The following is a 22,645-nucleotide window of genomic DNA, read 5'->3' as shown; positions in this document are numbered from 1 at the left end:
TAGCGCTCTCGAATGCTACTTATAGTCTGTCGCTACTTATAGTCTGTCAGATTATAGTTGTCATTGCTTCATCTGGCGCGATCTATGGATATTACGGAGCAATTTGGTAAAAAAGTTAGACATTTCAGAAAGCTCAGAAATCTTTCCCAAGATCAGCTTGCAGAACTATCTGCATTACATCGCACCTATATTGGTTCAGTTGAACGAGGTGAAAGGAATATAACGCTACTTAATGCAAGCAAAATAGCCAAGGCATTATCCGTTAGTCTAGCTGATCTGGTAGTTGATGATGACTGAAAGAAGACTAGAGGAAATTTTAGGAAGATACCAAAACTCATTTACAAAAAAAATTTATGCAGAAGAGAATGAAGAACACGATATTTTAATGGATGTGTTTGGTATTTCTCCAATTATAAAAAAAGAAAATAGGCAATATTGGGGACGTGAGTTAGGTATGTGTTGGCAATTGTTAGTTACTGAAACGTGTAAAACATATTGCAGTAGCTTTCAGCCAGCATTTAAAGTCGGAAGCGATGAGCCGTGCGATCTGATTGTGGAGCGGTACGCAATAGATACAAAATATCGTATTGGCTCAGGAGATTCTGGAACACTGAAAAAGTTCAAATCTTATGGCCCACTACTTCGTACTTATAATTACGAACCCGTATTCTTAATTCTTAGACAAGATAATTTGCCCGCAGCTATTACAGCGTGCAAAGTAGGGACTTGGAAAGTTTACACAGGGGACGATTCGTTTGAGTTCATACAAAAAATAAGCGGATTTGATTTAAAGTCATTTCTTATTGAAAAAGTGGGAGAATTCCCTGTATACCGCTGAAACTATCAAGGCGCTTGTTGATAATCTCTATGTAGTCCGGTACTATTTCAATGCCAACATACCTAATGCCAAATTCTTTCGCCGCCAGCAATGTGGTTCCAGATCCTGCGAAAGGATCGATTAGAATAGAATTTTCCAAACGCGGTACAAATATTTCGACCAGCTTTCTCATTAGAGCGATTGGTTTAACGGTGCAATGGACGTTAAACTCCTCGGTTTTCTCACGCTGTATACCTTCTAAAATATTTGACTGAAAACCACCGAACTGATCTTTAGTATAAAATAGACCAGTACCATACTCCTGTAGAGTTTCCAAGTAATTATTGACCAGTGGTTTTTGAAGTACGCAGATCGCTTCCCATTCATTCCTCAGACAACTGTGCCAACCCTCCCATTTTTCAGGATTTTCATATCCTTTCTTCTCTAACTGTTGTTTGATATTGACACCTTTAGGGATACCACTCGATCTTTTATAAACAAGAATATCTCTCGCATAGAAACCAGCACTTTCAAGTGCAACTTGTACGTGAGCAACAGTCCGTGTGCTGTTGAAAACTAAAACTGTCGCACCCGGTTTGCAGATCCGAAAAAGCTGCTCGCCCCACTCAAAGCACCACTTTTCATAATCCAGAGTGTTGTTACGATTCCTTTGATACCATTTTTCGTTTCTGACTCCACCTGCTAAACCACTGCCATAGGGAATGTTTTTAACCAGGGTTTTATTTCCCTTGCCATTGACTCTTTCCATACGCCTTTGAATTTCTGAGTCATCCCATCTATGACCAATAAATTCATAATTATAAGGTGGGTCAGTGATACAGGCAGAAATATAATTTTCTGGCAAGGTCTTCATCACTTCACGACAGTCGCCAACCAAAACTTCATTTGAGGGAGTTTTTTTCATTAATCAGGCAGTTACTAAAGTGGGAAATCAACTCTTAATTATGCCACATTTGCAGTATAGTATCCATTCCGGTTGTATCACTACGATCTGTTCGTTGCAACTTGTTTTGCTGCCGACAAATATATATAGCAATCCTAAAGGAGTCGTAAATTTTTTACCCCACCCCAACCCTCCCCGAACCCGCGGTTCGGGAGTAAGAAAATTACAAATGATTTAGGATTGCTATAATTACGAGTCAACCGGAAATGCGTAAATCCTGACTATTTCAAATAAACCACCGTCACACCTGCACCTCCTTCTTTTTGACTGGCGAGCTCAAAGCGGGAAACCTGCGGGTGATTCGCGAGGAACTCGTGAACGCCGCGCCGCAACTGTCCCGTACCTTTGCCGTGAATTATCCACAGCACTCCGTATTCCACGGCCTTGGAAAGAGCTCTGTCTATTTCGATTTCTGCGTCTGAGACTCTCGCACCCCGTAGGTCGATCGAATTATTAGCAGTGCGAATGGCGATTTCGGGATTGGGTTTTGCAGGTTCCGACGCTGCTTGCTTAGCTTTAGCGGTAGCGAGTGCTTGTGCTTGGGCTGCAACCTTGGCTAATTGAGCTTTAGTTTCGGGTTTTTGACCGTCGAGAGATTCAATTTCTCCCAGTTTGACAGTCATTTTCATAATCCCAAACCGGACGCTCAACTCTTCGTTAGCGTCGGGGCCGCTGAGGACTTCGGCGGTTTGGCCCAAGCTGGGAATGCGGATGCGATCGCCCACTTTCGGCATAAAACTCGGTTTGGGTTTAGCCGATTGTTGGCGAGAAGGCAGGTGTTTTTGGGAAATTTGATTTAAGGTTTCTGTCGCTTGTTGGGCATTTTGAGCCGTCTGGTTGCCCGACTGCAAGCGACGAATGATTTGAGCAATTTCTGATTTTGCCGAGCCTATCGCCTCATTTACTGCCACTTCCTGAGCTATTTTTAGTTCTCGCTCCCGCTCTTGCAAAGCGGCTGCTTTTTGAGAAACTTCTCTGTGCAGTTTTTCGGTTTGGTGTAGCAGTTGAGTTGCTTCTCTGGCCTTGGTTTCCTGTTTCCGGCGCTGTGCTTCGAGTCCAGCAATCACTTGATTGACATCTTGAGAGGCTCCCCCGACATAGGTTTGAGCTTCTTCGACAATTTCTGCTAGCAAACCGAGTCTTTTGGCAATAGTCAGGGCGTTGGAACGTCCGGGAATTCCCCACAGCAAGCGATAGGTTGGCTGCATGGAATTGTCGTCAAATTCTACTGAGGCATTTTCAAAGCGGGAGTCTTGATATTTGAGGGCTTTGAGTTCGCCAAAGTGGGTAGTTGCAACTGTTAATAGGGAATGTTGGGCGAGGTATTGCAACAGGGCGATCGCCAATGCACTGCCTTCTGATGGGTCTGTCCCCGCTCCTACTTCGTCTAACAAAACTAAAGATTTGGGAATTGGTAATTGGGAATTCGGATTTGGGATTTGGGGTTGGGGAATCTGTAATTTAGGTTTGAGAATTGGGAGAGCAGAAACAGTGTTCTGTGTATCTGTGGCTTCTTGGTCTTGCTGTTGGGAATTAGTAATTGGAAGGTTTGAATTTTCTTCGCCTTCAACCTGCGATTTATTGTGTAAAACTTCTAAAATGCGGCTGATGCGGCGGATATGGCCGGAGAAAGTAGACAAACTTTGCTGCAAAGATTGTTCGTCACCAATATCGGCCAAAATATTGTCGAACCAAGGCAATTCTACGGGTTCGCGGGCGGCAACAAACATTCCTGCTTTCGCCATTAAAGCTGCCAAGCCCAAGGTTTTGAGGGTGACTGTTTTGCCACCCGTGTTGGGGCCAGTGATGGCGACGACGCGGATGTGCGGGGCGATCGTTAAATCGACCGGCACGACGGGAAAGCCTTGCTCGTGCTGTTGCTGCCAAACTAATAAAGGATGGCGCAACTGGCGCAGGGTAATTTGCGATCGCAGGTTGCGAATTAATAATTGACTGTTTTCTGAGTTTTCCTCCTCTTCTTTTTCCTCATCTTCTTTTTCGGGATTTTTTGGTGCTAATTCTGGCTCTCCCAATTCGATAAATTTCGGCGGATTTGCTTGCAACCAAAAACTATAACGCGCTTTAGCGGCGGCTAAATCTAAAGTTGTAACTACCACCACCAATCTGTCTAAATCTGGTTTGACTGCTGCGACTTGCTCGGTGAGGGCGCGGCGAACTGCTTCTTCTTCGGCTTGTTCTTGCCTGAGCAACTGCCGCATTTGGTTGTTAAGATTGACTGTGCTGTGGGGTTCTACGTACAGTGTCGCACCGCTAGCCGAGGAGTCGTGAACGATGCCCGGTATGGCATCTTTTTGGGGAGCTTTGACTGGAATGACAAAGCGTCCGCTTCTTTGGGTAATTAGCTGTTCTTGTACGGCGTTGGATTGGCGCTGCAAAATCCCCTGCAATATTTGATAAATGCGATCGCGCAACTGTCGCATTTGAACTCTAATTCCTGCTAATTTAGGAGTTGCTCTGTCTGCTACTTGAGCGCGATCGTCTATACAGCGATGGATTTCTTGCTCTAGTTCAGGATAAGTCCGCAATTGGGCTGCCAGTTCTTTGAGCGTCGGCACATCTGGCTGAGAGTCAATTATCCGGCGCAATTGCCTTGCTCCGGCCAGGGTAGTAGCAATTGCCAGCAATTCTTCGCCGGTGAGCAAACCTTGGAGTTCGGCTCGCTGCAGCGAAGTGCCGATGTCTTGGATTCCTTCAAAACTCAAAGCACCGCCAGCGCGGCTCTCTAACTGATAAGTTTCCTGAGTTTGGGCGAGGAGTTCTGCTGTTTGAGCTTGAGTTGCCGGGATTGCGAGGTCTAGGGCGGCGGCGACGCCGAGTTTGGTCGCAGCGAAGGTAGCCAAGTGCTGACACAGGCGCGGCCATTCTAATAGTTCTAGTGTTTCGGCTTGAATCAAAGTTGAGGTGGTGTTGGTAATTGGCATTCCCAGGCGCTGACCGAGAAGGTGAATTTAACGATACTATTAATTGATTTTAAAGTTTTTTATTGTTTCCTGGCGCAACTTGAGAAAGTATCTGCGATCGCCCTCAGCAGTCTTTCGGCAGAAAGCTCTGATGTACCATTAATTACGAAGGAGAAAATTTGCATTTTTGCATTGCCCGTCTAAAATTATACCTTCTAGTGATACCAGTCCCCAAAAAATATGCAACTGTAGCCAAGCTCCCAACTATTATTATACAGTAAGTCATTCCCAATTTTTTACTCTAAAATATAAAATCTAAAATGGTATGGGCTATTTTTGGTTTTGAGGGAGCGGGCATCCGTTGTTTTTTGATGTAATTGAACTATTTTGGAATTTTAAATCTGTCAGCGCAATTCTGGCGGTTGTATCCTAAAAAGTAATTTGTGGAGTTGGTAGAAGTATGGCAAAGATTCTGGCGATCATCGGGGATACTGTGACTTTTCAAGTTGTCCAAGAGTTACTCAGCCAAGAGGGACATCAGGTGAGAGTCGTTTCCGACGACCAAGAGGGTTTAGACTTGGCGAGGGAAGTGTCCCCCGATGCGATAATTTGCGACGGGACTTCGCCTCAAATCAACTTTTTGGAGGTGTGCCGGCTGGTGAAAGCCGATTCCCTACGGGATAGCTTCGCTTCACGAGAATTGGCGGCAGCCTATTTTATTCTGCTGACAACACCGAAGCAATTTGATGAAATTCAAGAATTGGATGCGCCCTTTGACGATTTTCTGTTTAAACCGATAGTTAAGCAGGAATTATTGGCGCGGGTGCGCGCGTCTCAGCGATCGCGCGAGTTGAGGGCGCAGTTGGCTCTCACCCAGCAAGAATTGCAACTGTCGCGCGATCGAATGCTGCAAACAGAAAAAATGTCAAGTTTGGGCGAATTGGTATCAGGTATCGCCCACGAAATTAACAACCCAATTACTTTTATTTACAGCAATCTAACTCACGTCCAAAGCTACGCTACCGATTTAATTGACCTGCTGCGATTGTATCAAAAACAGCTAGTAGCTCCTGGAGCGGAAATTCTGCAAAAACAACAAGATATGGATGTGGAATTCGTACTCGACGATTTATTAAAAATTGTGAGTTCCATGCGTACCGGGAGCGATCGCATCCGCCAAATAATTTTGTCGCTACAGGATTTTTCCCGCAGCGATCGATCGGGCTGGCAGTTATTTGATGTTTCCGACGGTTTAGAAAATACTCTGTTATTGTTACAGCACCGCTTGCCGGCTCGCGAGGGAAGGCGAGACATCAAGGTGATCAAACAATTCGGCAATTTGCCACAGATTGAATGTTACGCAGGGCTGCTCAATCAAGCTTTTCTGAATATCATCAATCACGCGATCGATGCTTTGGAAGAGTCGGCTCAAGAGTTAGAGGAGTTGGAATCCATCAAATTTAAGCCAGTCATTTTGATTACCACTCAGGTGGTCGATGCTCAGCGAATTTCGATTGAGATTGCTGATAACGACATCGCACATAGCAAAGATACCACAGCCGAAATTTCTGAGCCATTTTTGGGAGCAAAACCTGCGGAACCACCCATATCATCGGGACTTGCTCTCAGCTATCGGATAATTGTAGAGCAGCACAAAGGAGAGTTCAAGTGTTTTTCCGAACCGGGTAAAGGCACTAAAATTCAGATAGAGATTCCGCTGCGTCACAGTTAATTAACAGTATTTACCGTTGGTGGGGGCGGGTTTTTGAGATAGTTTGTTTTAGCCTGAAATTCTTGTGAATCCGCCCCTACAATGACTGCACTTTTTTAAGGTAAAATTTTGTAGAGGGAATGGCAGAAGTTATCGAAAAGAGACTTGAGTTGATATTTAAGAGATTTGAAGGAGAGAGGAAGAGAATAGAAATATGAATAATTCCAAGAGGGGAAACCACGGGAGATTGCCCCTACAAAACACGGTTATGTAGATGTTGCGTGTCTAGGAGTGGAATAACTAAAGGGAGACTTGCGCGCCTTGAGTATCGAGGCAGATCGCCCTTACATCTGCCTTTACCTCAAATTCCATCCAAGCAGCCGCCATTTCCCTCACAACCGCATCAGCATTAGTAGCATCCGTTAAAGCCAAAAGCGTTGGGCCCGCACCGCTAATTACCATTCCACAAGCCCCTGCATTCACGGCGGCTTGTTGCACCGCTTCATATCCCTTAATCAGTGATTGCCGATAAGGCTGGTGAATTTTGTCTTGGAGGGCGCAGCGCAGCCAGTTTTGATTGCCACTTTCCAAAGCCCGCACTAGCAAACCGAGGTGTGCAGCATTAAAAATCGCGTCAGCCTTACTGTAATCTGCTGGCAAAACTTGGCGCGCTTCGGCTGTAGAAAGCTCAAAATCGGGAATGGCTACCACGGGCACAATATTTGGATGCCAGGGAATGTCGCAAATTTCCCAGGAACCCCCCCCCTGCCCCCCCTTACTAAGGGGGGGTTGGGGGGGTGGATTGCTAGCAGCGAGGCGACAACCTCCGAGTAAAGCGGGGACAACGTTGTCTGGATGTCCTTCAAGTTCGATCGCCAATTGCATCACTTCCACCTGACTCAAAGGCTTTCCGGCTAATTCATTTGCACCGACTAACCCACCGACAATAGCTGTGGCGGAACTCCCCAAACCTCTAGCCAGCGGCACTTGCATATCTATATGTATGGCTACAGGGGGCGGCGATTGGTTGAGGCGATCGTATAACTTGAGAAAAGCTTGATAAGCGAGATTGCTGTCGTCTGTCTTGACTTTGGCGGCTTCTTTGCCTGTAACAGTAATTTTTAGTTTCTCTGTTGCTGAGGGTTCGAGTCGGGAGAATTGGAAGCGGTTGTAGAGGCTTAAAGCGGCGCCGATGCAGTCAAAGCCGGGGCCTAGGTTGGCGGTTGTGGCGGGTACGGTGACGGTGACAGTGGAAGTTTCGGGCATTTTTTGAATAGTTAATTTGGAGTGTTTAACCGCAGACGGAGACAGATGAACACAGATGAATTTTTGGTGTTTGTGCGATCGACTATTTTAACTGATTCCTAGAACATCTTCGTAAATTTGTGCGATCGGGCATTGAAAGTCTACGCTAGCCAAGCGAACTTCTTCGCCCTCCGCGTAAGGGTAAAGTTCCCAGCGCCCTTCTGCATTGCGCTGGTAAGATTCTACACTGATTCTTTCTTGGTTAATAACTACGTATTCTTGTAAAGTTTCTAAGGTGCGGTAGTCGGCAAATTTATTTCCGCGATCGAATGCTGCTGTTGTTGGAGATAAAACTTCTACGATTAAGCGCGGGTAGCGTTTGAAATATTCCAGGCTTCTATCTCTTTCATCGCAAGTCACCATGATATCTGGATAGTAAAACACGTCGGCTTGCTCAATTCTGGCTTTCATGTTTCCCCCATAGATGCGACAACCTCTGCCTCTAATATGAGTTGTGAGCAAGTTTACTAAGTTGATGCAAATAGTTTCATGGGCATCACTTGCTCCTGCCATTGCATAAATTTCGCCTTGTCTGTATTCGTGCTTGATGGGGCTGATTTTTTCGCCTTCTAAATAGTCTTCTGGGGATGCGTACTTGTGACTTTTGTTGGCAATCATAATTGCTCTTTGTTAAAGACTAACCATATTATAATTATAATATGTTTTCAAAAGCCATTTATTCTTGCAGCATTTCAAGGTGCTTGATGGCATCTTGATAATCGTTGGTATTGCCATCTTTTTGATAGAGTTCGGCTGCTTTCTGATAATCGGCGATCGCCCCCGGTTTGTCTTCTAAGAATTCGCGGGCTCTGGCGCGGTTGTAGTAGGCATCGCCGTAGTTGGGGTTAATTTCAATTGCGCGATCGAAATCTGCTTTAGCTGCTGGATAATCTTTGAGATTGCGGCCGTGGATGATGCCGCGTTTGTTGTAGGCTTTGGCGTAGTTGGGGTTGAGGCGGATGGCTTCGGTGTAATCAGCGATCGCCCCTTGAATATCTCCAGCCTCTGATTTGGCTAAAGCACTATTGAATAAATCTTCAGCAGGATTTTGAACAATCGTTTTTTGAGCTATTAATATTGCGGAGGATTTAGCAGAAACAGGGGATATATTACCAAAGATAGTAAAGATTACTAGAGTAGCAATTAAATTGTAAAATGATGATTTCATAATTTAGGCAAAAATTTGAGCTACAGAACAACTAAAACCGGGCAACAAAGGGGAAGTTAGTTCATCATTGTTCAACAGTGTAGCAATGATCCTTAAACTTGCTTGTTCCCTGCGATAAACTTCTATTTGTCGCAACCGCCAATTCACAATCCAGTATTCCTGTACTCCTCGTACCGAATAGAGTCTGAGTTTCAAATCTCTATCCCGTCTTTCATTGTCTGCACCGGGGGACAATACTTCAACAACGAACTCAGGCGCGGCGGTTAAATAGCCTGCTTCGTCTAGCAAGATAGCCAAGCGTTCATTGCTGGCCCAAACTACATCAGGAATAACGTTATCAGCATCCGTGAAAATTATACCCGGATTGATTCCTGCTCGTCCTAAATTAGTCTCTCGCGACCAAGTATTAAGTTCTTGGTAGAGGTTGCCTATAGCCTGTTGATGACCCCAATGCGGTGCTCTAGTCACAAATAGCTCCCCATCAATAATTTCATAACGATCGCCGTTATCGGGCAATAGTTCTAAATCGGCGGTAGTCCAGCGTACTTTATCAGATATTGTCTGGTTCATACAAGCACTCTTGATAGGTGATAGAAACATTCTAAACGATCGAGCTTCTACACGATCCACAGCTTGAAACAATCGGCATACACTGACTTTCGCTTTCTGCAGGCGAAACTCAGAATATTGAAACCCGCCTGGGTGCGGGTTTCGTTTTTGTTGATGCGATTTGGCATCGCCGAATTGTCCGATCGGCAAATTTAAAATTATTTAAAATTTCAAATCGCGCGGTTACTTCAAAATAGTTTTAGAAGCAATCCGAGTTTTCTTGCGATCGGCTTCACTCAATTGTTCACCAGATTGCAAACGAGTAGCAGAGGTTTGCAGCACAGTTGCGGCACTTTTATCGCCCATTTGCAAAGCAGTTTTAGCTGCTGTTTGCAGCATCGTTGCCGCGCCGGCGCGATCGCCCTGTTGCAATCTAGTTTCTGCGAGTTGAGTTTGGCGGTATTTAGCCAAAGCTAAAATGTGCTGCTGTACAGTCGGGTTAAGAGCCGGCTGATAAACTTTCTGGACATTAGCAGAAACTGCAACAGGATCGGAAAGCAAACTTTGACCGACAGTCGGATCGTCGTAGCGAATTTGCAATTGCCCGATCGCCTGTGTACCTTCGGGCAACTGTCCAATATAAATATTAGCCAAAACTACTCGCTCTATATCCTTCATTAAATCTCCCAGGCGCACCATAAAGCGATCGCCCTCTTGCTGTACCGGTAATTCGATCGTATCCGGGGAAACTTGGGCGATCGGTTTGAGTTCGGCTAACCGTACTTTTGGCATCAGTGAAAATAGCAAATAAGCATTAGTCAAACCTACACCTTGGATGCGAGTAAATAGTTTGCCAAACTCGTCAACCGCATCTTCGGGACGCTGAATGTGAGCCAGAGCACCGCCGCCAGCGTCAGCAATCTTTTCCAAAATATCCTGGTTCCAGTTATCGCCAAATCCCAAAGAATTTAAAGTCATGTTGTAGTCGGCAGCCAATTTAGCCAACTTCAAACAGCGGCTGTCGTCGCCGTGTTCGTTTTCGCCGTCAGTCAGCAGAAATGCTTGAGATATAGCTTCTTTTTTGCCTTTGCCCAACTCTTCAATACCTAACTTAATGCCCTCATCAATTGCTGTGCCACCGGCCGAGCGCAATTGCTCAATTTGCCGTTTAATGCTGCTGGGATCTCCTACAATTTGATTGGGGACGAGGACTTTGGCTTTATGATCGAAAGCCACCGCGCAAAAGCGATCCCCAGGCTTCAACCTGTCTAGCAACCGTCCGGCGGCTTGTTTGACGGTTTCCAAGGGGCGTCCGCCCATAGAACCGCTGTGGTCGAGAATCAGGCACAGGTTTAAGGGTACGCTGGAGTCGATCGAGCTTGCCGTCGCAGACACCGAAATCGCTAGCTGGCGCTGCGTTGAGGGCGCAGCAGCGTCAAGGTTAGGGTCGTTTAAAACCGGGAGCAAACTAACTTTCATGCGGGATACCTAAAGATTGCGTTAGTATTTCTTTAAGAATAGCTCCATCAGTTCAGGCAACATTTCGGTTATATGAACACACCAATTAAAGCTGTGCAATCGCCATACTACGGGGAAGGGAACTCTCGGACGCCACCTCCCGATTTGCCATCCCTGTTGCTGAAGGAGCGGATCGTTTATCTGGGGATGCCTCTGGTGCCTGCGGTAACAGAACTGATTATCGCTGAACTGTTGTTCTTGCAGTACGAAGACCCGGATAAGCCGATCAAAATCTACATCAACTCGACCGGCACTTCTGGTTACAGTGGCGAACCCGTCGGCTTTGAAACAGAAGCCTTCGCTATCTGCGATACGATCAGGTACATTAAGCCGCCTGTGCACACTATTTGCCTCGGTTCGGCAATGGGGATGTCTGCGATGCTGTTAGCGGCTGGTACAAAAGGCTTTCGGGCGAGTTTGCCGCACGCTTCGATTGTGTTGCACCAACCCAAGGCTTACACGCGGGGTCAAGCAAGCGACATTCAAATTCGGGCTAAGGAAGTGCTGGCAAATAAAGCGACGATGCTTGAGATTTTTGCAAGCTGTACTGGCCAACCGATCGAAAAGATTACTAAAGATATGGATCGGTTGCTGTACATGACGCCCCAGGAAGCTAAAGAATACGGTTTGATCGATCGCGTTCTTGAAAGTTCGGAAGAATTGCCGAAACCGCTGCCTGCAGGAGTCATCTAACTGGGAATGGGGAATGGGGAATGGGGAATGGGGAATGAGTAAGAATTAAGGGTTAATGGCTAGTAGTTTCTACCCTGATTAGTTATTCAATAGTCTTTTTATGACTAACAATTCCCAATTACCGATTCCCAATTACCAATGCCCGATGCCCGATGCCCAATTGCCCGATCACCAATTACCAACTAAACGGAGTTCCGAATTATGCCTATAGGTGTGCCAAAAGTTCCCTACAAAATGCCGGGTGGTTATGATACTCAGTGGATTAATATCTACGATCGCCTCTACCGGGAACGAATTATTTTCTTGGGCAGGGACGTTGACGATGAAATTGCTAATCAAATCATCGCTGTGATGCTCTATCTTGATTCGGAAGATTCAGGTAAGGATATTATTTTGTACATCAATTCCCCAGGCGGAATGGTGTCGGCAGGCATGGCTATTTTTGATACCATGCAGCACATTAAATCGGACGTGGTGACGATTTGTGTGGGCTTGGCTGCTTCGATGGGTTCTTTCCTGTTAGCTGCCGGTGCGAAGGGGAAACGGTTAGCTTTGCCTCACTCGCGAATCATGATTCACCAGCCTTCTGGGGGCACGCGGGGACAAGCAACGGATATTCAGATTGAGGCGAAAGAGATTCTGCGGCTGCGCCACGAACTCAATAATATCTATGCTAAGAATACTGGCAAGCCGATCGAGAAAATCGAGAAGGACATGGATCGCGACTATTTCATGTCCGCTGAGGAAGCCAAGGAATACGGCTTGATTGACAGAGTGATCGAAGAGCGTCCGTAAGTTGTTTGTTCGCTTCAGTAGTGCGGGCAACCCTCGCACTACAATCTAGTTCGCAGTAAATTGTGGCAGAATCTTTACATTTAAGGATTCTGCCATATTTAATGGTATTATCAACGCTCATTCATGCTAGATGGATATTGCAGATTATTACCGACAGTTAGGACTCAGGTCTGGTGCGAGTTTATCGCAAGTTAAGGCCTCTTATCGGCAGTTAGCCAGACAGTATCACCCCGATGTGAATCCGGGAAACGAACAGGCTAAGAATAAGTTTATTGCTATTACTGAGGCTTATAAGTTCTTGGTGAATGTTGCCCCCCACCATGTTGCGGGGTCGAAAGTTGCCAACTCAACTGTGCCGCCTACTTCGACACCGCCGGATCAGAGGGTGAAAGCTCAACCGCAGGCAGTTAAAGTGACTCGAAAAGAGGCCGCGGTTCAATCTAATGCGGATCTGTCGGCGGTGGAACAAAAGTTAAAGCAAGATGCTTATGTTGAGTTGCAGCAGTTGCTGAAATATCAGAGGTTCCCGCGGGCGATCGCCTTGATTGAGGGTTTGGCCCAGCGGGTTCCCGAAGATTTGGAGGTGCGTCAGTGGCAAGCCATCGCCTATCAGCGCTGGGGACGGCATTTGATCGGAGAAAAGCAGGTTGATAAGGCGAGAATTTATTTGAAAAAGGCTGTGAAAACTGACCCTCACAATCGGGCTTTGTGGGCAGAAGTTGAGCGGGATTTTCGCCGGCTGGAAGAGATTTATTGAAGCGATGTTGCGTCCCCCTTTTGCAGGGGGTCTGCGTCGTGAATTTTTAATTTTTCTAAAATAACTTGGGTATTTTCAGGTCGGTTTTCCGGTAGCGGTTCCATCAATTCGTCGATCGAGTCTAGGAGTAACGGGTCAATATCTACAGCCTGGTTCCTCCAATTAATTTTACCAGTTTTTTCATTAACGGGAAAGTAGCTCGGCTCTATGCCTGTTAATAAATGTACAAAAGTACGCCCTAGGGCAAAAAAGTCCGATCGCACCCCTGCTTTACCTAGAATTTGTTCCGGTGCGGCGTATCCAGCAGAACCTATGGGTGCGGTATCTATATCTGCTTCTGTGGCGGCGCCGAAGTCAATTAATCTCAATTTCCCAGTGGCTTCAACCATCAGGTTGGATGGCTTAATATCCCGATGCACTAAATGGTATTTGTGGATTTCCTGCAAAATATGAAGCATTTGTTGCAGCCAATCAAGAGCGAGATTTTGAGAAACGTACTGTTTTTTAGTTAATAATTCTGCCAAGTTTTCTCCGGTAATTTTTTCCATCACCAAACAAGACAGTTTTTGGAAATTATGAGGGAGTTTAATTTGGAAATAACCATCAGGTTCGACTTGGGGAACGGAGCCCTTTCCAGCCAGCCAAATCAAAACTCGCGCTTCTTGCTTGAACAAGCGAACTAAATCGGGGTTGTGGGTGTGTTTCAAGACTTTTAAAATTTTGACAGTTCCCCATTCGTTTTCCCCGGTTCCCAAATCTTCGACTTCAAAAATGTCTGTGGGGCGTCCGGGATTGGGCGATCGCACTGGTTTAAGGATACGATAGCGATCGCCAATTAACAAATCCGTGCCACAAGCCTGACAATTTTGAGCAGCAGCAGGATTTTCGCGTTGTTCGCATTGAGGATTGATGCAGTAAATCATCGGCCTTGATACGTCCACGACAGACGGATTTAACAAATTGATTCAATTATTAGCATAAAACCCAGCAGTTCTGACCTTACTACTGGGTTTATATTTACCGCCCATTTACGCACGCTATCACATTTAAGTCAAGGATTTAAGATTAATAGCATCGCGCTCTACCGATTGAGCTACCCCCCTGCGTTTGGTAGAGGGGGCTGGATATGAGCCAGCAACCTCGATGATGTTATTTTTTCCTGACATTCGTTTTAGCGATCGGCGGTGAATGCTGAGTTTAGAGTAATAACTTGCTGTTGAATTTGTACGCAATGCTGCCTCTGCCAATTGGGCTACCCCCCTATTTTGGGTAGAAGGGACAGGAGTCGAACCTGCACTGTCACATTTGTACGGTTTAAGTTGAAGTTTGAGTTTAAACTTGTACTCTGTTTATATCTTAAACCATAACTATCAAAAAAGCAAGCAATTAGCGGAAAATAAATTGAAAGATTCGCTCTCCCACTCTCTGTTCCTCAACTTCATAATTGTTAGCTTCTTCGCGGGCGAACATAACAGCTTGCTGCAAGATTTCCACCCTTTGCAGCAACTCATTGATCCGCCGCGCTGGCAAAGCTCCAGAAAACTTGACCGTGCGCCAATAGCCGATCGTAATATCTTCGTAATAAACATCGACTTGAGCCGGATGGTGTTCGGTAGCTTCAGCTTTAACGTGATTGCGCGGAGTTTTAAAAGTCTTGAGAGTTTGCACCGGTTCTGTGGCCCAACAGTCTGCCGAAGCATCGAAGTTCCAAGTCTCGGAAGCATCTAAGACTGGAAGTTTTTTGATAAATGCTTGCAAATCTGCTAACTGCTTTTCAATGAATAGCAAATAGCTGACGGGAACTTGGCTCAAAAGCACGTTTCCGTCTACAGTTACGTCCGCGCGGGCGCTACAATTTGTCCAATCTTTGGTTGCGGTTACGTCGAAGAGTTTGGTCAAAACTTCAGTCGTTTTGCGGATAATCTCTTCTGCTTTGACTTCAACTTTTTTGGACTCTGGCGGCAGTTGTTCGCCTTCTTCGTCTTTGGGACGGTAAGTGCGGGAGATTCCAGAAAGCACAGCGGGCTTCTGGAGAGCTTTTTGAGCTTCTGCCAGTTCTTGAACCGAGCGGCTTTTGATGCCTTTTTCGATCGCAATAATCTGATTTAAGCGTGCCATTGTTCGATTTTATTGACGCTGAACTCATATCAAGCCGGGTTGATACTGATCATCAAATTGTTTGTCCTGTGGCTTTTAGAGCTTTGATAACTCTCCCTCCTCAGTACAAACCTCACGATCGTTCTTTAACCAAACTTGCTCATTATGTAGTATGACACACTTCACAATAAATTACAAGCTTTCTTTTCTAGGCGCGGTGCCAAGAAAGTCCGCCGCTACCGTGCCCAGCAATTTATCCCTCAAAAACTCGGCAAAATCTCTAGCGTCGCTGCGGATCAAGTGAACGCCGTCATTGGTACGCCATTCTCGCTCTTTCGGGGGTGGCAGCCACTCAAAACGATCGGATGGAAACAGCTTTTTAGCCAATTCTTGGACTTGTTTTCTCCTGATTGCAGCGTTAACTCGTGACTCTTGCGGTATGTCAAATAAAACTACTTTCGCCCCGCTATTTTTTTTAATTTCTGCGATTTGACTTTTAATAAACTCAGCTTCTTTTTTTATAGCTTCTGCATCTTTTTCAGACAAAGGTTGACTTTGAATATCAACTATCGTTTGGATAGTTTTTTGCGATAAGTCGGGAGTAAGATATCGACCTTCTAATCTGTCTAGAGCCTCTCGCGTCACTTTGTGATTCGGCTTCGATCGACTTTTAAAAAAATCCACAAAAATGCTAATCGGACGGTATTCCTCTCTCATCATCGGTAGATACTGGCGTAACCAATAAAAAAGAGGATGATACAAAGAATCCATTAATTCTGTATCTATTTTGCGAACAATAGTATCGTTAATTTCTACCAAAACAATAGGAGGCTTGCTTGTACTTCTTTTAACTATTTCTAAACCTGTTTGGCTCGCTCCTCCCCCCACAGCTATGCTCTTTACGCCCTCTCCAATGTCTTTAATATTAAGGTTGGCAGCTAGAGAACTACCTACCATTACCATTTTTAGATCGGAATTATCCTGATATACATACCTTTGAGTTTTAACAATATTATTTTGAAGCAGGCTAACTCCGTCGGAAGCAGGCAAAACTCCGCCGGTGACGAGCACTTGATAAAAGCTCATTATAAACAGAAAAATTAGTATCGGCCGTAAAATCGGTCGCAACGGGAATTTGACAAACATAGAACACCTTCTAGAATTGGAAATAAATAAATTGTTTCGAGCTGCCACTGTTGAGGAATATCATTGCTAGCATAATTCCTAAAGCTAAATCTTGATAAAGGCTCCAGACTTTTTGACCGTTTTTATTTGAATCCTGTTTCATCCGATTTTGCCAAGTGGGAAAATGGGGAATGTGATAAATCACTACTGGTAGCGAAAAAATTAGCGTCGGAATAATGTGACTCCAACCGGGCTTGACTTTATAGTTGCGAACTAAAGTAACTGCGAAGTCAACCGCTTCTTCAAATCGAGGCAGTTTGAAAAGCAGCCATCCCACGGAAACAAAAGAGAAAATTCCTAAAACGCTAAGGCTGTCCAATAATAATTGCTGCCAGATGGGTTTGGTTTTTACTTGATTTGATTCTTGTAATTTGTTTTTGGATTTGTCGAACCCAAAAAAGCGTTCTACTGCTAAACCTAATCCGTGATAAATTCCCCAAACTGCATAACTCCAAGCAGCCCCATGCCATAATCCTCCTAAAGTCATTACTATCATTAAGTTAACATAAGTTCTGATTTTCCCTTTGCGGTTTCCGCCGAGGGGAAAGTATAGATAATCTCGGAGCCAAGTTGAGAGGGAAATGTGCCACCTTCTCCAGAATTCGGAGAGGGAACGCGAGATGTAGGGAAAGTCGAAATTGTCGGGAATTTTGTAACCCAAAGCACCCGCAAAACCGATCGCAATTAAGGAGTAACCGGCAAAATCGGCGAAAATTTGTATTGAGTAGCCAAACAGCAGTGTCAGGTTGGTAATAGTTCCAAATCCTCGGTAGTAGGGAAAGCTAATCCAGAAGGTATAGTCTTTTAAGTTGTCGGCGATGACCATTTTTAGGAAGTAGCCGACAACGAGCGAGCGAAAAATGAAATTCCAAGGAATATCTTTAAAATATTTAGGAGCAATCTGGGGATAAAATGTCTGAGATTTTAAAATCGGGCCTGACAGCAAATTGGGGAAAAAGCCAATAAAAAATGAAGTATTTAGCAGGTGTTGGCTAAAGTTGGGCGAGACGTAAGTGTTGGCTGCGGTTTCGCTTTTGTTTTTTTGAGTCAGTACGTCTACGATTAAACTTATGCCTTCAAATGTGTAGAAAGAAATGCCGATAGGCAGAGGCAATTTTAAGAATAAATAAGCAATGCTGCCTTCGGAGCGAGCAATATTAAAAACCTCGGCAACAAAGTTAGTTAGCAAACCGGCGTATTTAAACAAGCTCAAAATTAATACATTGAGAACGACTCCCGATAAAGCCCAAAAAAATCGCTGTTTCTTGTCAGAATTTCGGGCAACTTGAAAGCTGACTGTAGCGTTGATAATAATGGAGAGTAGCAGGATCAGCAATAGTGCGGGGGCGCTCCAACTGTAAAAAATAAAGCTGGCAATGATCAGGATGGGAACCTGCAATTTTTGCAACGGAGGGAAATAATATATGGCGAAAACAATCGCAAAAAATACTAAAAATTCAATACTGTTAAATAACATAATTTATGATTTCGCTCTTTTACGTAGCCTGTGACCCACTATATCAAGCGCCTGGGACTAATGGCAAGAGTGACCCAGAACCCGATCGCGATCGCGCATCCTACCAAAGTGTAGCAAATATCACTGTTTGTTAGCGCTGCGACTACCTCTTGAGATAGATGCGGAAATCCCTCCCAGGGCGCGTTGTCATATCGGGAAACATTTCTTAACATATAGATAACAAAGGGAATCCGAGGAGACACCAAAAATCCTTAAGCCCTTGGGGTGCCCCGGTTAATCAGACTTTTCGCAAACAAGGGCTAAATCAATGAACAAGCAGCAAAACTCCGAAGTTTCAGCATTTTTGCCCATGCTCCAAAAAGGCATTTGGCTGTTTGGGATTCTCTCTTGGATATTCGGGCTGACAGATAGAACTATTGCACTATTATCTGACGGATATTTGTCGGCGATCGATATTGTCCAGCTATTTACAGCATCATTTTTCTTCCTTAGCTGGCTGTTTTTAAGCCCGTTTTTGGGTCTTAACTCCCAGAGTCAGCCGAAGGAAGAAGCATCTCCCTAGTTTTTAAGTTGTAATGTTAGTTTCTCGATCGCTCTTTGTTTCTTCTGGGGCAAACCGGGCCGGCCAAATGCGATCGCAAAAAAACAAAGTTCCCGCCGTCACGCACAGCGGAATCGCCAACAGATTCAACAGCGGAATGCTCACCAAACCCAAACAAACCAAACCAAAACTCCCGCTGGCCGGCAAACTCGCCCAAATGATCTCCAACTTCTCCTGAAAAGGTCGCCTCCGCCTCTCCAAAGGTGCATCTAAAAAGTCCAAACAGACAATAGTCGCGCCCAAAGCTACGCCACCCAAGCTGCTAAGAATAGAGCCGATGCCAGGGATAAAATGCAGCAGCAGCAGCGGTATGCCGAGGCTAAACAAAATTTGTAGTTTTCGCAGTTCAAAGGCGATCGCCCTTTGAATATCCCCAAAACTACTCGCCAAACTCATTGGTGCTTCTGCGGGCAATTGACCGTTCCGCAGGAGTTCCAATTGTTCGGAAAGTTTGCCGTACCAGGGCGAACCTAAAATCACGCCAAACTGCACTAACAAAAATCCAATTATCAGCAAAAGTCCTGACACTAGGATTACGCGCAGCAGCCAGCCAAAAGCGACTGTTAACCCGCCGAGAAAGCTCAGCCAAGTGGGAAAACTAGCAATTAGAGCATTAAATCGGACGGATAAATCGGCAACTAAAACGTCTATCCCTGCCAAACTGGGAAATAGCAAGCTTAAATAAAGAGCAATACCAATTATAAAATTTAGCACCACGGGAACTAATACATAAGTCCACAGCTTGGGAGTTTGCAAAATCAGCGTGAAAGCTCGCAAAGGATAGGTGAAACCTGCCAGGAGTCGAATAGGTGCGGTAATGGCGGCGTGGGCGGGGTTTGAATTTAGCTGTTTTGACATATTTTCTGCTTTTGAGGACTCGACTCTATTTTCTATTATCCACTTTCCATTATTATTGCTGATGAGGATTTATCGCAGGTAGCCCAACAGTGAAGCTTTTTATTTACCATACCCCGGAACTTACGCCAGCCGACAAAATGCCGGCTTGCGCGATCGCAGTTGATGTGCTGCGGGCGACTACGACAATGGCAACGGCCCTGAATAATGGGGCGGAAGCTGTCCAGGTTTTCAGCGACTTAGATAAGCTAATGGCCGAGAGCGAAAACTGGCCTGCTGATAAGCGGATTCGCGCTGGAGAGCGCGGCGGCGGCAAAGTTGACGGATTTGACATGGGGAATTCTCCACTGGACTGCACGCCAGAAAAGGTGACTGGGAAGCGAATTTTTATCAGCACAACTAACGGTACTCGGGCTCTGCAACGAGTGCAAGCGGCTGCAACTGTGTTAACGGCGGCTTTGATTAACCGCAAATCTGTGGTGCAGTTTTTGTTAAATAAACAGCCGGAAACTATTTGGATTGTGGGTTCTGGTTGGGAAGGGAGTTATTCATTGGAAGATACGGTTTGTGCTGGTGCGATCGCCCAAAGTCTCCTAGCAGAAAGCGGTATTCCTGCGAGCGATTTTGCTGGTAACGATGAAGTATTTGGGGCTATTGCTCTTTATTTGCACTGGCAAGATCGGTTACACGAATTGTTGGAAAGGGCCAGCCACGGTCAGCGCCTTCTCGGTTTAGGTGTTATTGAAGATTTAAAATATTGCGCGCAAACGGATACTTTAGATGTGCTGCCTGTGCAGCGAGAACCGGGAGTGTTGGTTAAGTCGGATTTTAAAATCCCTCAAGCTAATTTCTGGGTTCCATCATCCGAAAAAACGGCGAATTGAAATTTTCTGCAAATGCAGTATTAGTAAGGTGCGCCTAGGCGCACCCTACGAAAATTAGTAGGTAGTTAATGAACAATATTTTTTTAAAGCAAGTAGAATTAAACATACTTGGTAGGGACAAAACATTGTTTTGTCCCTAGTCTATTGCAGGCAATTGAGAATTGCTGTCTTGACCGCCGAAGCGCTGAATTAAACACTCGGCAATTCTGGCTGCTGCACCGGGTTCTCCCATGCGCCGCCAGCCATTTTCAGCGATTAGCTGCAACCTATCGGGGTCGCGGAGCAAAGACTGCACGGCGCCGGCAACTTCAGCGGGATGTTTGACTAAAATTAATGACGGGCCTAACAGGCGACTTTGAGCTTCTGCAAAAGCGAAAGTAAATTGCGGGCCGCTTCCGGGAATGGCGATCGCCGGTTTTCCTAAACCTACAAATTGTTCTGTAGCCGTTCCTGCCATTGCTATTGCTAAATCTGCTTCGTACAAACAATCGTTAAAACTTTGCTGAGTCAAAATCATCGTGGCGTTTCTCTGCACAAATGTCAGGGGCAATAGTAAATTAGGAGATTCTTGCTGAATTTCTTGAGCGCTAGAAACAGGAGGTCGCAAAATACTTCCTTCACGCCGCTGTGTTCTAATTTCGCCGTCTTGTCGCCAGCCGAAAAATTCTAAACTAGGTCGCAAAGCTTCTAAGTTTAACTCTGGAGAAATGGCTCCGAAAAATAACAATTTGCGATCGGCAAACAGCGACAAAATTCCGGCTACAGCCTCTACTATTAGCAGCCAATTAGCATAGGCTTCCGGCGCTCTAGAACCGGGGAGTAAGGTGATGATGAGCGATCGCTCAATTTCCCGAAACTCTGCATCAGGGCCGTAAAAACCGACTGGGTTTTCCGGTTCGAGTCCGTCCATCATCGGATTTCCGAGATTGTAAGCGGGAATTCCCAGCTTTTGTAAAGTCTCGGCGGTCAGCGCGTCCCTGGCAAAAACGGCTCTACAGCGCGATCGAGTCATCAACCAGCGCTCCCAAGGCAAATAAACCGATCGCGACCAACTCCACCCACCAAAGACCCTGGATTTGCGACCCAGAGGCCCGTCCTCGTCCCGCAAATAATACTCGGACTTAGCAGTACCGACAAAGGCATAGGGCGCGCCGCTGAGCCAAGCAAACAGCAGCGGTACAATATCACCGCAGGCTAAAATAACGCCGTCTTGATTCCCAGACTGTTGTTGGGTCCGCACCCAAGCGCGGATGGCTTTAAACTGAGCGATGGTCAACTGAAGCAGGCCGCCTTTGACATCGCGCAAAAATTCCCTCCCGTCCATGTAAATAAAGCCGCCCGAAGGCATTCGCTGCACCGGGCCGATGATGCGGGCGTTTTCTAGTTGAGCGAAAGCTTGCCCTTCACCCACTAGCGGAAACACGGCTAATTCTGGCGGATGCGGGTGCTGTTGCAGTTGCTGCAAGATGCGAAGGGCGATCGCGTCTTCTCCGTGGCCGTTACTGAGGCAAAGTAATTTCAATCCCAACTCTCTCAAAAACTGTCTCTGAATATATAGAAGCAAGATTAGCCGCAGGATGCAAGGTGGTATAGCCGAAGGAAGAAGTAAGTGGAGCGACGATCGCACGAGGCGGGGAGTTTTTGGTAAAATACCAGATTAAACTCCTATTTTAGAGGTAAAATCGGATGGTACAAACCCTGCCAAAATCTTTGACACTCCAAGAGTTTCTGAAGTTGCCAGAAACCAAACCAGCCAGCGAGTACATTGACGGTGCAATCATTCAAAAACCGATGCCTCAAGGAGAACATAGTGTCATTCAAGGCGAGTTGACAAGTGCTGCTAATGCTACTCTCAAACCTCAAAAGGTGGCGCGAGCATTTCCAGAACTACGGTGCATTTTTGGCGGTCGAGCGATCGTTCCAGACGTGAGTGTATTCACTTGGGAGCGCATTCCCCGTAAAGAAAATGGTGGTGTGGCAAATGTGTTTGCGATCGCCCCGGATTGGACAATTGAAATCCTCTCCCCCGACCAAAACCAAACTAAAATTACTAAAAATATTTTACATTGTCTCAAACACGGAACTCAAATGGGTTGGTTAATCGATCCAGAGGAGCAATCGGTTTTTGTATATCGGCCGACTCAATCAACGGAGGTGTTTGACGAAGCGGAACAGTCATTGCCCATGCCATCTTTTGCCAGGGAATTGCAACTGACAGTAGGAAATTTATTTGGTTGGCTATTAGAGTGAAACAACAAAATATTAGAGTACGAGGGAGGGAGAGGGGGTGAGAATTTGACGAGTTTTGATATGGGAACGAAATATGCAGTTTAGATGCACAACAGCTT

At 45.6% G+C, this 22,645-nt stretch carries 23 protein-coding genes; 10 read left to right on the top strand and 13 right to left on the bottom strand.

All coding sequences use genetic code 11. The features are described from left to right. Window positions 1–84: 84 nt before the first annotated feature. On the top strand, window positions 85–297 hold the full coding sequence (locus QUA25_RS12775; RefSeq protein WP_333038246.1) for a helix-turn-helix transcriptional regulator: 213 nt from the start codon (window positions 85–87) through the stop codon (window positions 295–297). Then, on the top strand, window positions 287–838 hold the full coding sequence (locus QUA25_RS12770) for a hypothetical protein (protein WP_333038244.1): 552 nt from the start codon (window positions 287–289) through the stop codon (window positions 836–838). Before QUA25_RS12775 ends, QUA25_RS12770 begins: the two co-directional genes overlap by 11 nt. Here the strand turns inward: QUA25_RS12770 and QUA25_RS12765 are convergent. Both QUA25_RS12765 and QUA25_RS12760 read right to left on the bottom strand, forming a co-directional pair. Then, the gene (locus tag QUA25_RS12765) at window positions 801–1,742 is read right to left on the bottom strand and encodes a site-specific DNA-methyltransferase (RefSeq protein WP_333038242.1); all 942 of its coding nucleotides are present in this window, start codon (window positions 1,740–1,742) and stop codon (window positions 801–803) included. The two genes, QUA25_RS12770 and QUA25_RS12765, sit on opposite strands and share 38 nt — an antisense overlap. 260 nt (window positions 1,743–2,002) lie before the next feature. Then, window positions 2,003–4,696, bottom strand: a complete 2,694-nt coding sequence (locus tag QUA25_RS12760) for an endonuclease MutS2 (protein WP_333038331.1) — start codon at window positions 4,694–4,696, stop codon at window positions 2,003–2,005. Between the two features lie 466 nt (window positions 4,697–5,162). Between QUA25_RS12760 and QUA25_RS12755 the strand changes: the two genes are divergently transcribed. Continuing rightward, on the top strand, window positions 5,163–6,434 hold the full coding sequence (locus tag QUA25_RS12755) for an ATP-binding protein (protein WP_333038241.1): 1,272 nt from the start codon (window positions 5,163–5,165) through the stop codon (window positions 6,432–6,434). A 279-nt stretch (window positions 6,435–6,713) separates the two neighbouring features. Here QUA25_RS12755 and thrB read toward each other — a convergent pair whose 3' ends face one another. The 5 genes from thrB to QUA25_RS12730 all read right to left on the bottom strand — a co-directional run bounded on the left by thrB (window position 6,714) and on the right by QUA25_RS12730 (window position 10,914). Beyond that, complete coding sequence (gene thrB, locus QUA25_RS12750) at window positions 6,714–7,679, bottom strand: homoserine kinase (protein ID WP_333038240.1); 966 nt, start codon at window positions 7,677–7,679, stop codon at window positions 6,714–6,716. A gap of 87 nt (window positions 7,680–7,766) precedes the next feature. After that, a complete protein-coding gene (locus QUA25_RS12745) occupies window positions 7,767–8,336 on the bottom strand; it encodes a Uma2 family endonuclease (RefSeq protein WP_333038238.1) in 570 nt (189 codons plus the stop codon). A gap of 58 nt (window positions 8,337–8,394) precedes the next feature. Continuing rightward, window positions 8,395–8,886, bottom strand: a complete 492-nt coding sequence (locus QUA25_RS12740) for a tetratricopeptide repeat protein (protein WP_333038237.1) — start codon at window positions 8,884–8,886, stop codon at window positions 8,395–8,397. Between the two features lie 3 nt (window positions 8,887–8,889). Continuing rightward, window positions 8,890–9,456 carry a Uma2 family endonuclease gene (locus QUA25_RS12735; protein WP_333038235.1) on the bottom strand — a complete coding sequence of 189 codons (567 nt, stop codon included), beginning with the start codon at window positions 9,454–9,456 and terminating at the stop codon, window positions 8,890–8,892. Window positions 9,457–9,678: 222 nt separating this feature from the next. Continuing rightward, window positions 9,679–10,914 (bottom strand): VWA domain-containing protein, encoded by a 1,236-nt coding sequence (locus QUA25_RS12730; protein ID WP_333038233.1) that lies wholly within the window; start codon window positions 10,912–10,914, stop codon window positions 9,679–9,681. A gap of 72 nt (window positions 10,915–10,986) precedes the next feature. Here QUA25_RS12730 and QUA25_RS12725 point away from each other — a divergent pair, with 72 nt between their 5' ends. From QUA25_RS12725 to QUA25_RS12715, 3 genes are all read left to right on the top strand, one after another. Further along, window positions 10,987–11,646 carry an ATP-dependent Clp protease proteolytic subunit gene (locus QUA25_RS12725; RefSeq protein ID WP_333038231.1) on the top strand — a complete coding sequence of 220 codons (660 nt, stop codon included), beginning with the start codon at window positions 10,987–10,989 and terminating at the stop codon, window positions 11,644–11,646. A gap of 201 nt (window positions 11,647–11,847) precedes the next feature. Then, the gene (locus QUA25_RS12720; RefSeq protein WP_190741966.1) at window positions 11,848–12,441 is read left to right on the top strand and encodes an ATP-dependent Clp protease proteolytic subunit; all 594 of its coding nucleotides are present in this window, start codon (window positions 11,848–11,850) and stop codon (window positions 12,439–12,441) included. Window positions 12,442–12,571: 130 nt separating this feature from the next. Beyond that, window positions 12,572–13,198: a J domain-containing protein gene (locus QUA25_RS12715; RefSeq protein ID WP_333038228.1), complete on the top strand. Its 627-nt coding sequence runs from the start codon at window positions 12,572–12,574 to the stop codon at window positions 13,196–13,198. Here QUA25_RS12715 and QUA25_RS12710 read toward each other — a convergent pair. The 4 genes from QUA25_RS12710 to QUA25_RS12695 form a co-directional block, all read right to left on the bottom strand. Beyond that, complete coding sequence (locus QUA25_RS12710) at window positions 13,192–14,139, bottom strand: serine/threonine-protein kinase (protein WP_333038226.1); 948 nt, start codon at window positions 14,137–14,139, stop codon at window positions 13,192–13,194. The two genes, QUA25_RS12715 and QUA25_RS12710, sit on opposite strands and share 7 nt — an antisense overlap. Before the next feature lie 445 nt (window positions 14,140–14,584). Then, on the bottom strand, window positions 14,585–15,316 hold the full coding sequence (locus QUA25_RS12705) for a DUF7873 family protein (protein ID WP_333038224.1): 732 nt from the start codon (window positions 15,314–15,316) through the stop codon (window positions 14,585–14,587). A 171-nt stretch (window positions 15,317–15,487) separates the two neighbouring features. After that, entirely contained in the window at window positions 15,488–16,381 is an 894-nt protein-coding gene (locus QUA25_RS12700; protein ID WP_333038221.1) for a hypothetical protein, read from the bottom strand. Between the two features lie 70 nt (window positions 16,382–16,451). Further along, window positions 16,452–17,957, bottom strand: coding sequence for an MBOAT family O-acyltransferase (locus QUA25_RS12695; RefSeq protein WP_333038219.1), 1,506 nt, complete (start codon window positions 17,955–17,957; stop codon window positions 16,452–16,454). A gap of 5 nt (window positions 17,958–17,962) precedes the next feature. Between QUA25_RS12695 and QUA25_RS12690 the strand changes: the two genes are divergently transcribed. Further along, window positions 17,963–18,091, top strand: a complete 129-nt coding sequence (locus QUA25_RS12690) for a hypothetical protein (RefSeq protein ID WP_333038217.1) — start codon at window positions 17,963–17,965, stop codon at window positions 18,089–18,091. A 173-nt stretch (window positions 18,092–18,264) separates the two neighbouring features. Then, the gene (locus QUA25_RS12685; RefSeq protein ID WP_333038214.1) at window positions 18,265–18,519 is read left to right on the top strand and encodes a hypothetical protein; all 255 of its coding nucleotides are present in this window, start codon (window positions 18,265–18,267) and stop codon (window positions 18,517–18,519) included. Between the two features lie 3 nt (window positions 18,520–18,522). Here QUA25_RS12685 and QUA25_RS12680 read toward each other — a convergent pair whose 3' ends face one another. Beyond that, window positions 18,523–19,416 (bottom strand): EI24 domain-containing protein, encoded by an 894-nt coding sequence (locus tag QUA25_RS12680; protein WP_333038212.1) that lies wholly within the window; start codon window positions 19,414–19,416, stop codon window positions 18,523–18,525. Window positions 19,417–19,505: 89 nt separating this feature from the next. Between QUA25_RS12680 and QUA25_RS12675 the strand changes: the two genes are divergently transcribed. Continuing rightward, window positions 19,506–20,297, top strand: coding sequence for a 2-phosphosulfolactate phosphatase family protein (locus QUA25_RS12675; RefSeq protein ID WP_333038208.1), 792 nt, complete (start codon window positions 19,506–19,508; stop codon window positions 20,295–20,297). A gap of 136 nt (window positions 20,298–20,433) precedes the next feature. Here the strand turns inward: QUA25_RS12675 and QUA25_RS12670 are convergent, their stop codons facing one another. Then, entirely contained in the window at window positions 20,434–21,819 is a 1,386-nt protein-coding gene (locus QUA25_RS12670) for a lipid-A-disaccharide synthase-related protein (RefSeq protein WP_333038207.1), read from the bottom strand. 164 nt (window positions 21,820–21,983) lie between these two features. On the opposite strand from QUA25_RS12670, the gene QUA25_RS12665 reads away from it, so the two are divergent. Further along, window positions 21,984–22,547 carry a Uma2 family endonuclease gene (locus QUA25_RS12665; protein ID WP_333038205.1) on the top strand — a complete coding sequence of 188 codons (564 nt, stop codon included), beginning with the start codon at window positions 21,984–21,986 and terminating at the stop codon, window positions 22,545–22,547. Window positions 22,548–22,645: the final 98 nt, after the last annotated feature.

The sequence above is a fragment of the Microcoleus sp. Pol17C6 genome, from assembly GCF_036701145.1.
Taxonomy (GTDB): Bacteria; Cyanobacteriota; Cyanobacteriia; order Cyanobacteriales; family Microcoleaceae; genus Microcoleus.
The sequence above is the reverse complement of the archived record's forward strand: the minus strand, read 5'-3'. Positions and strand labels throughout refer to the sequence as shown.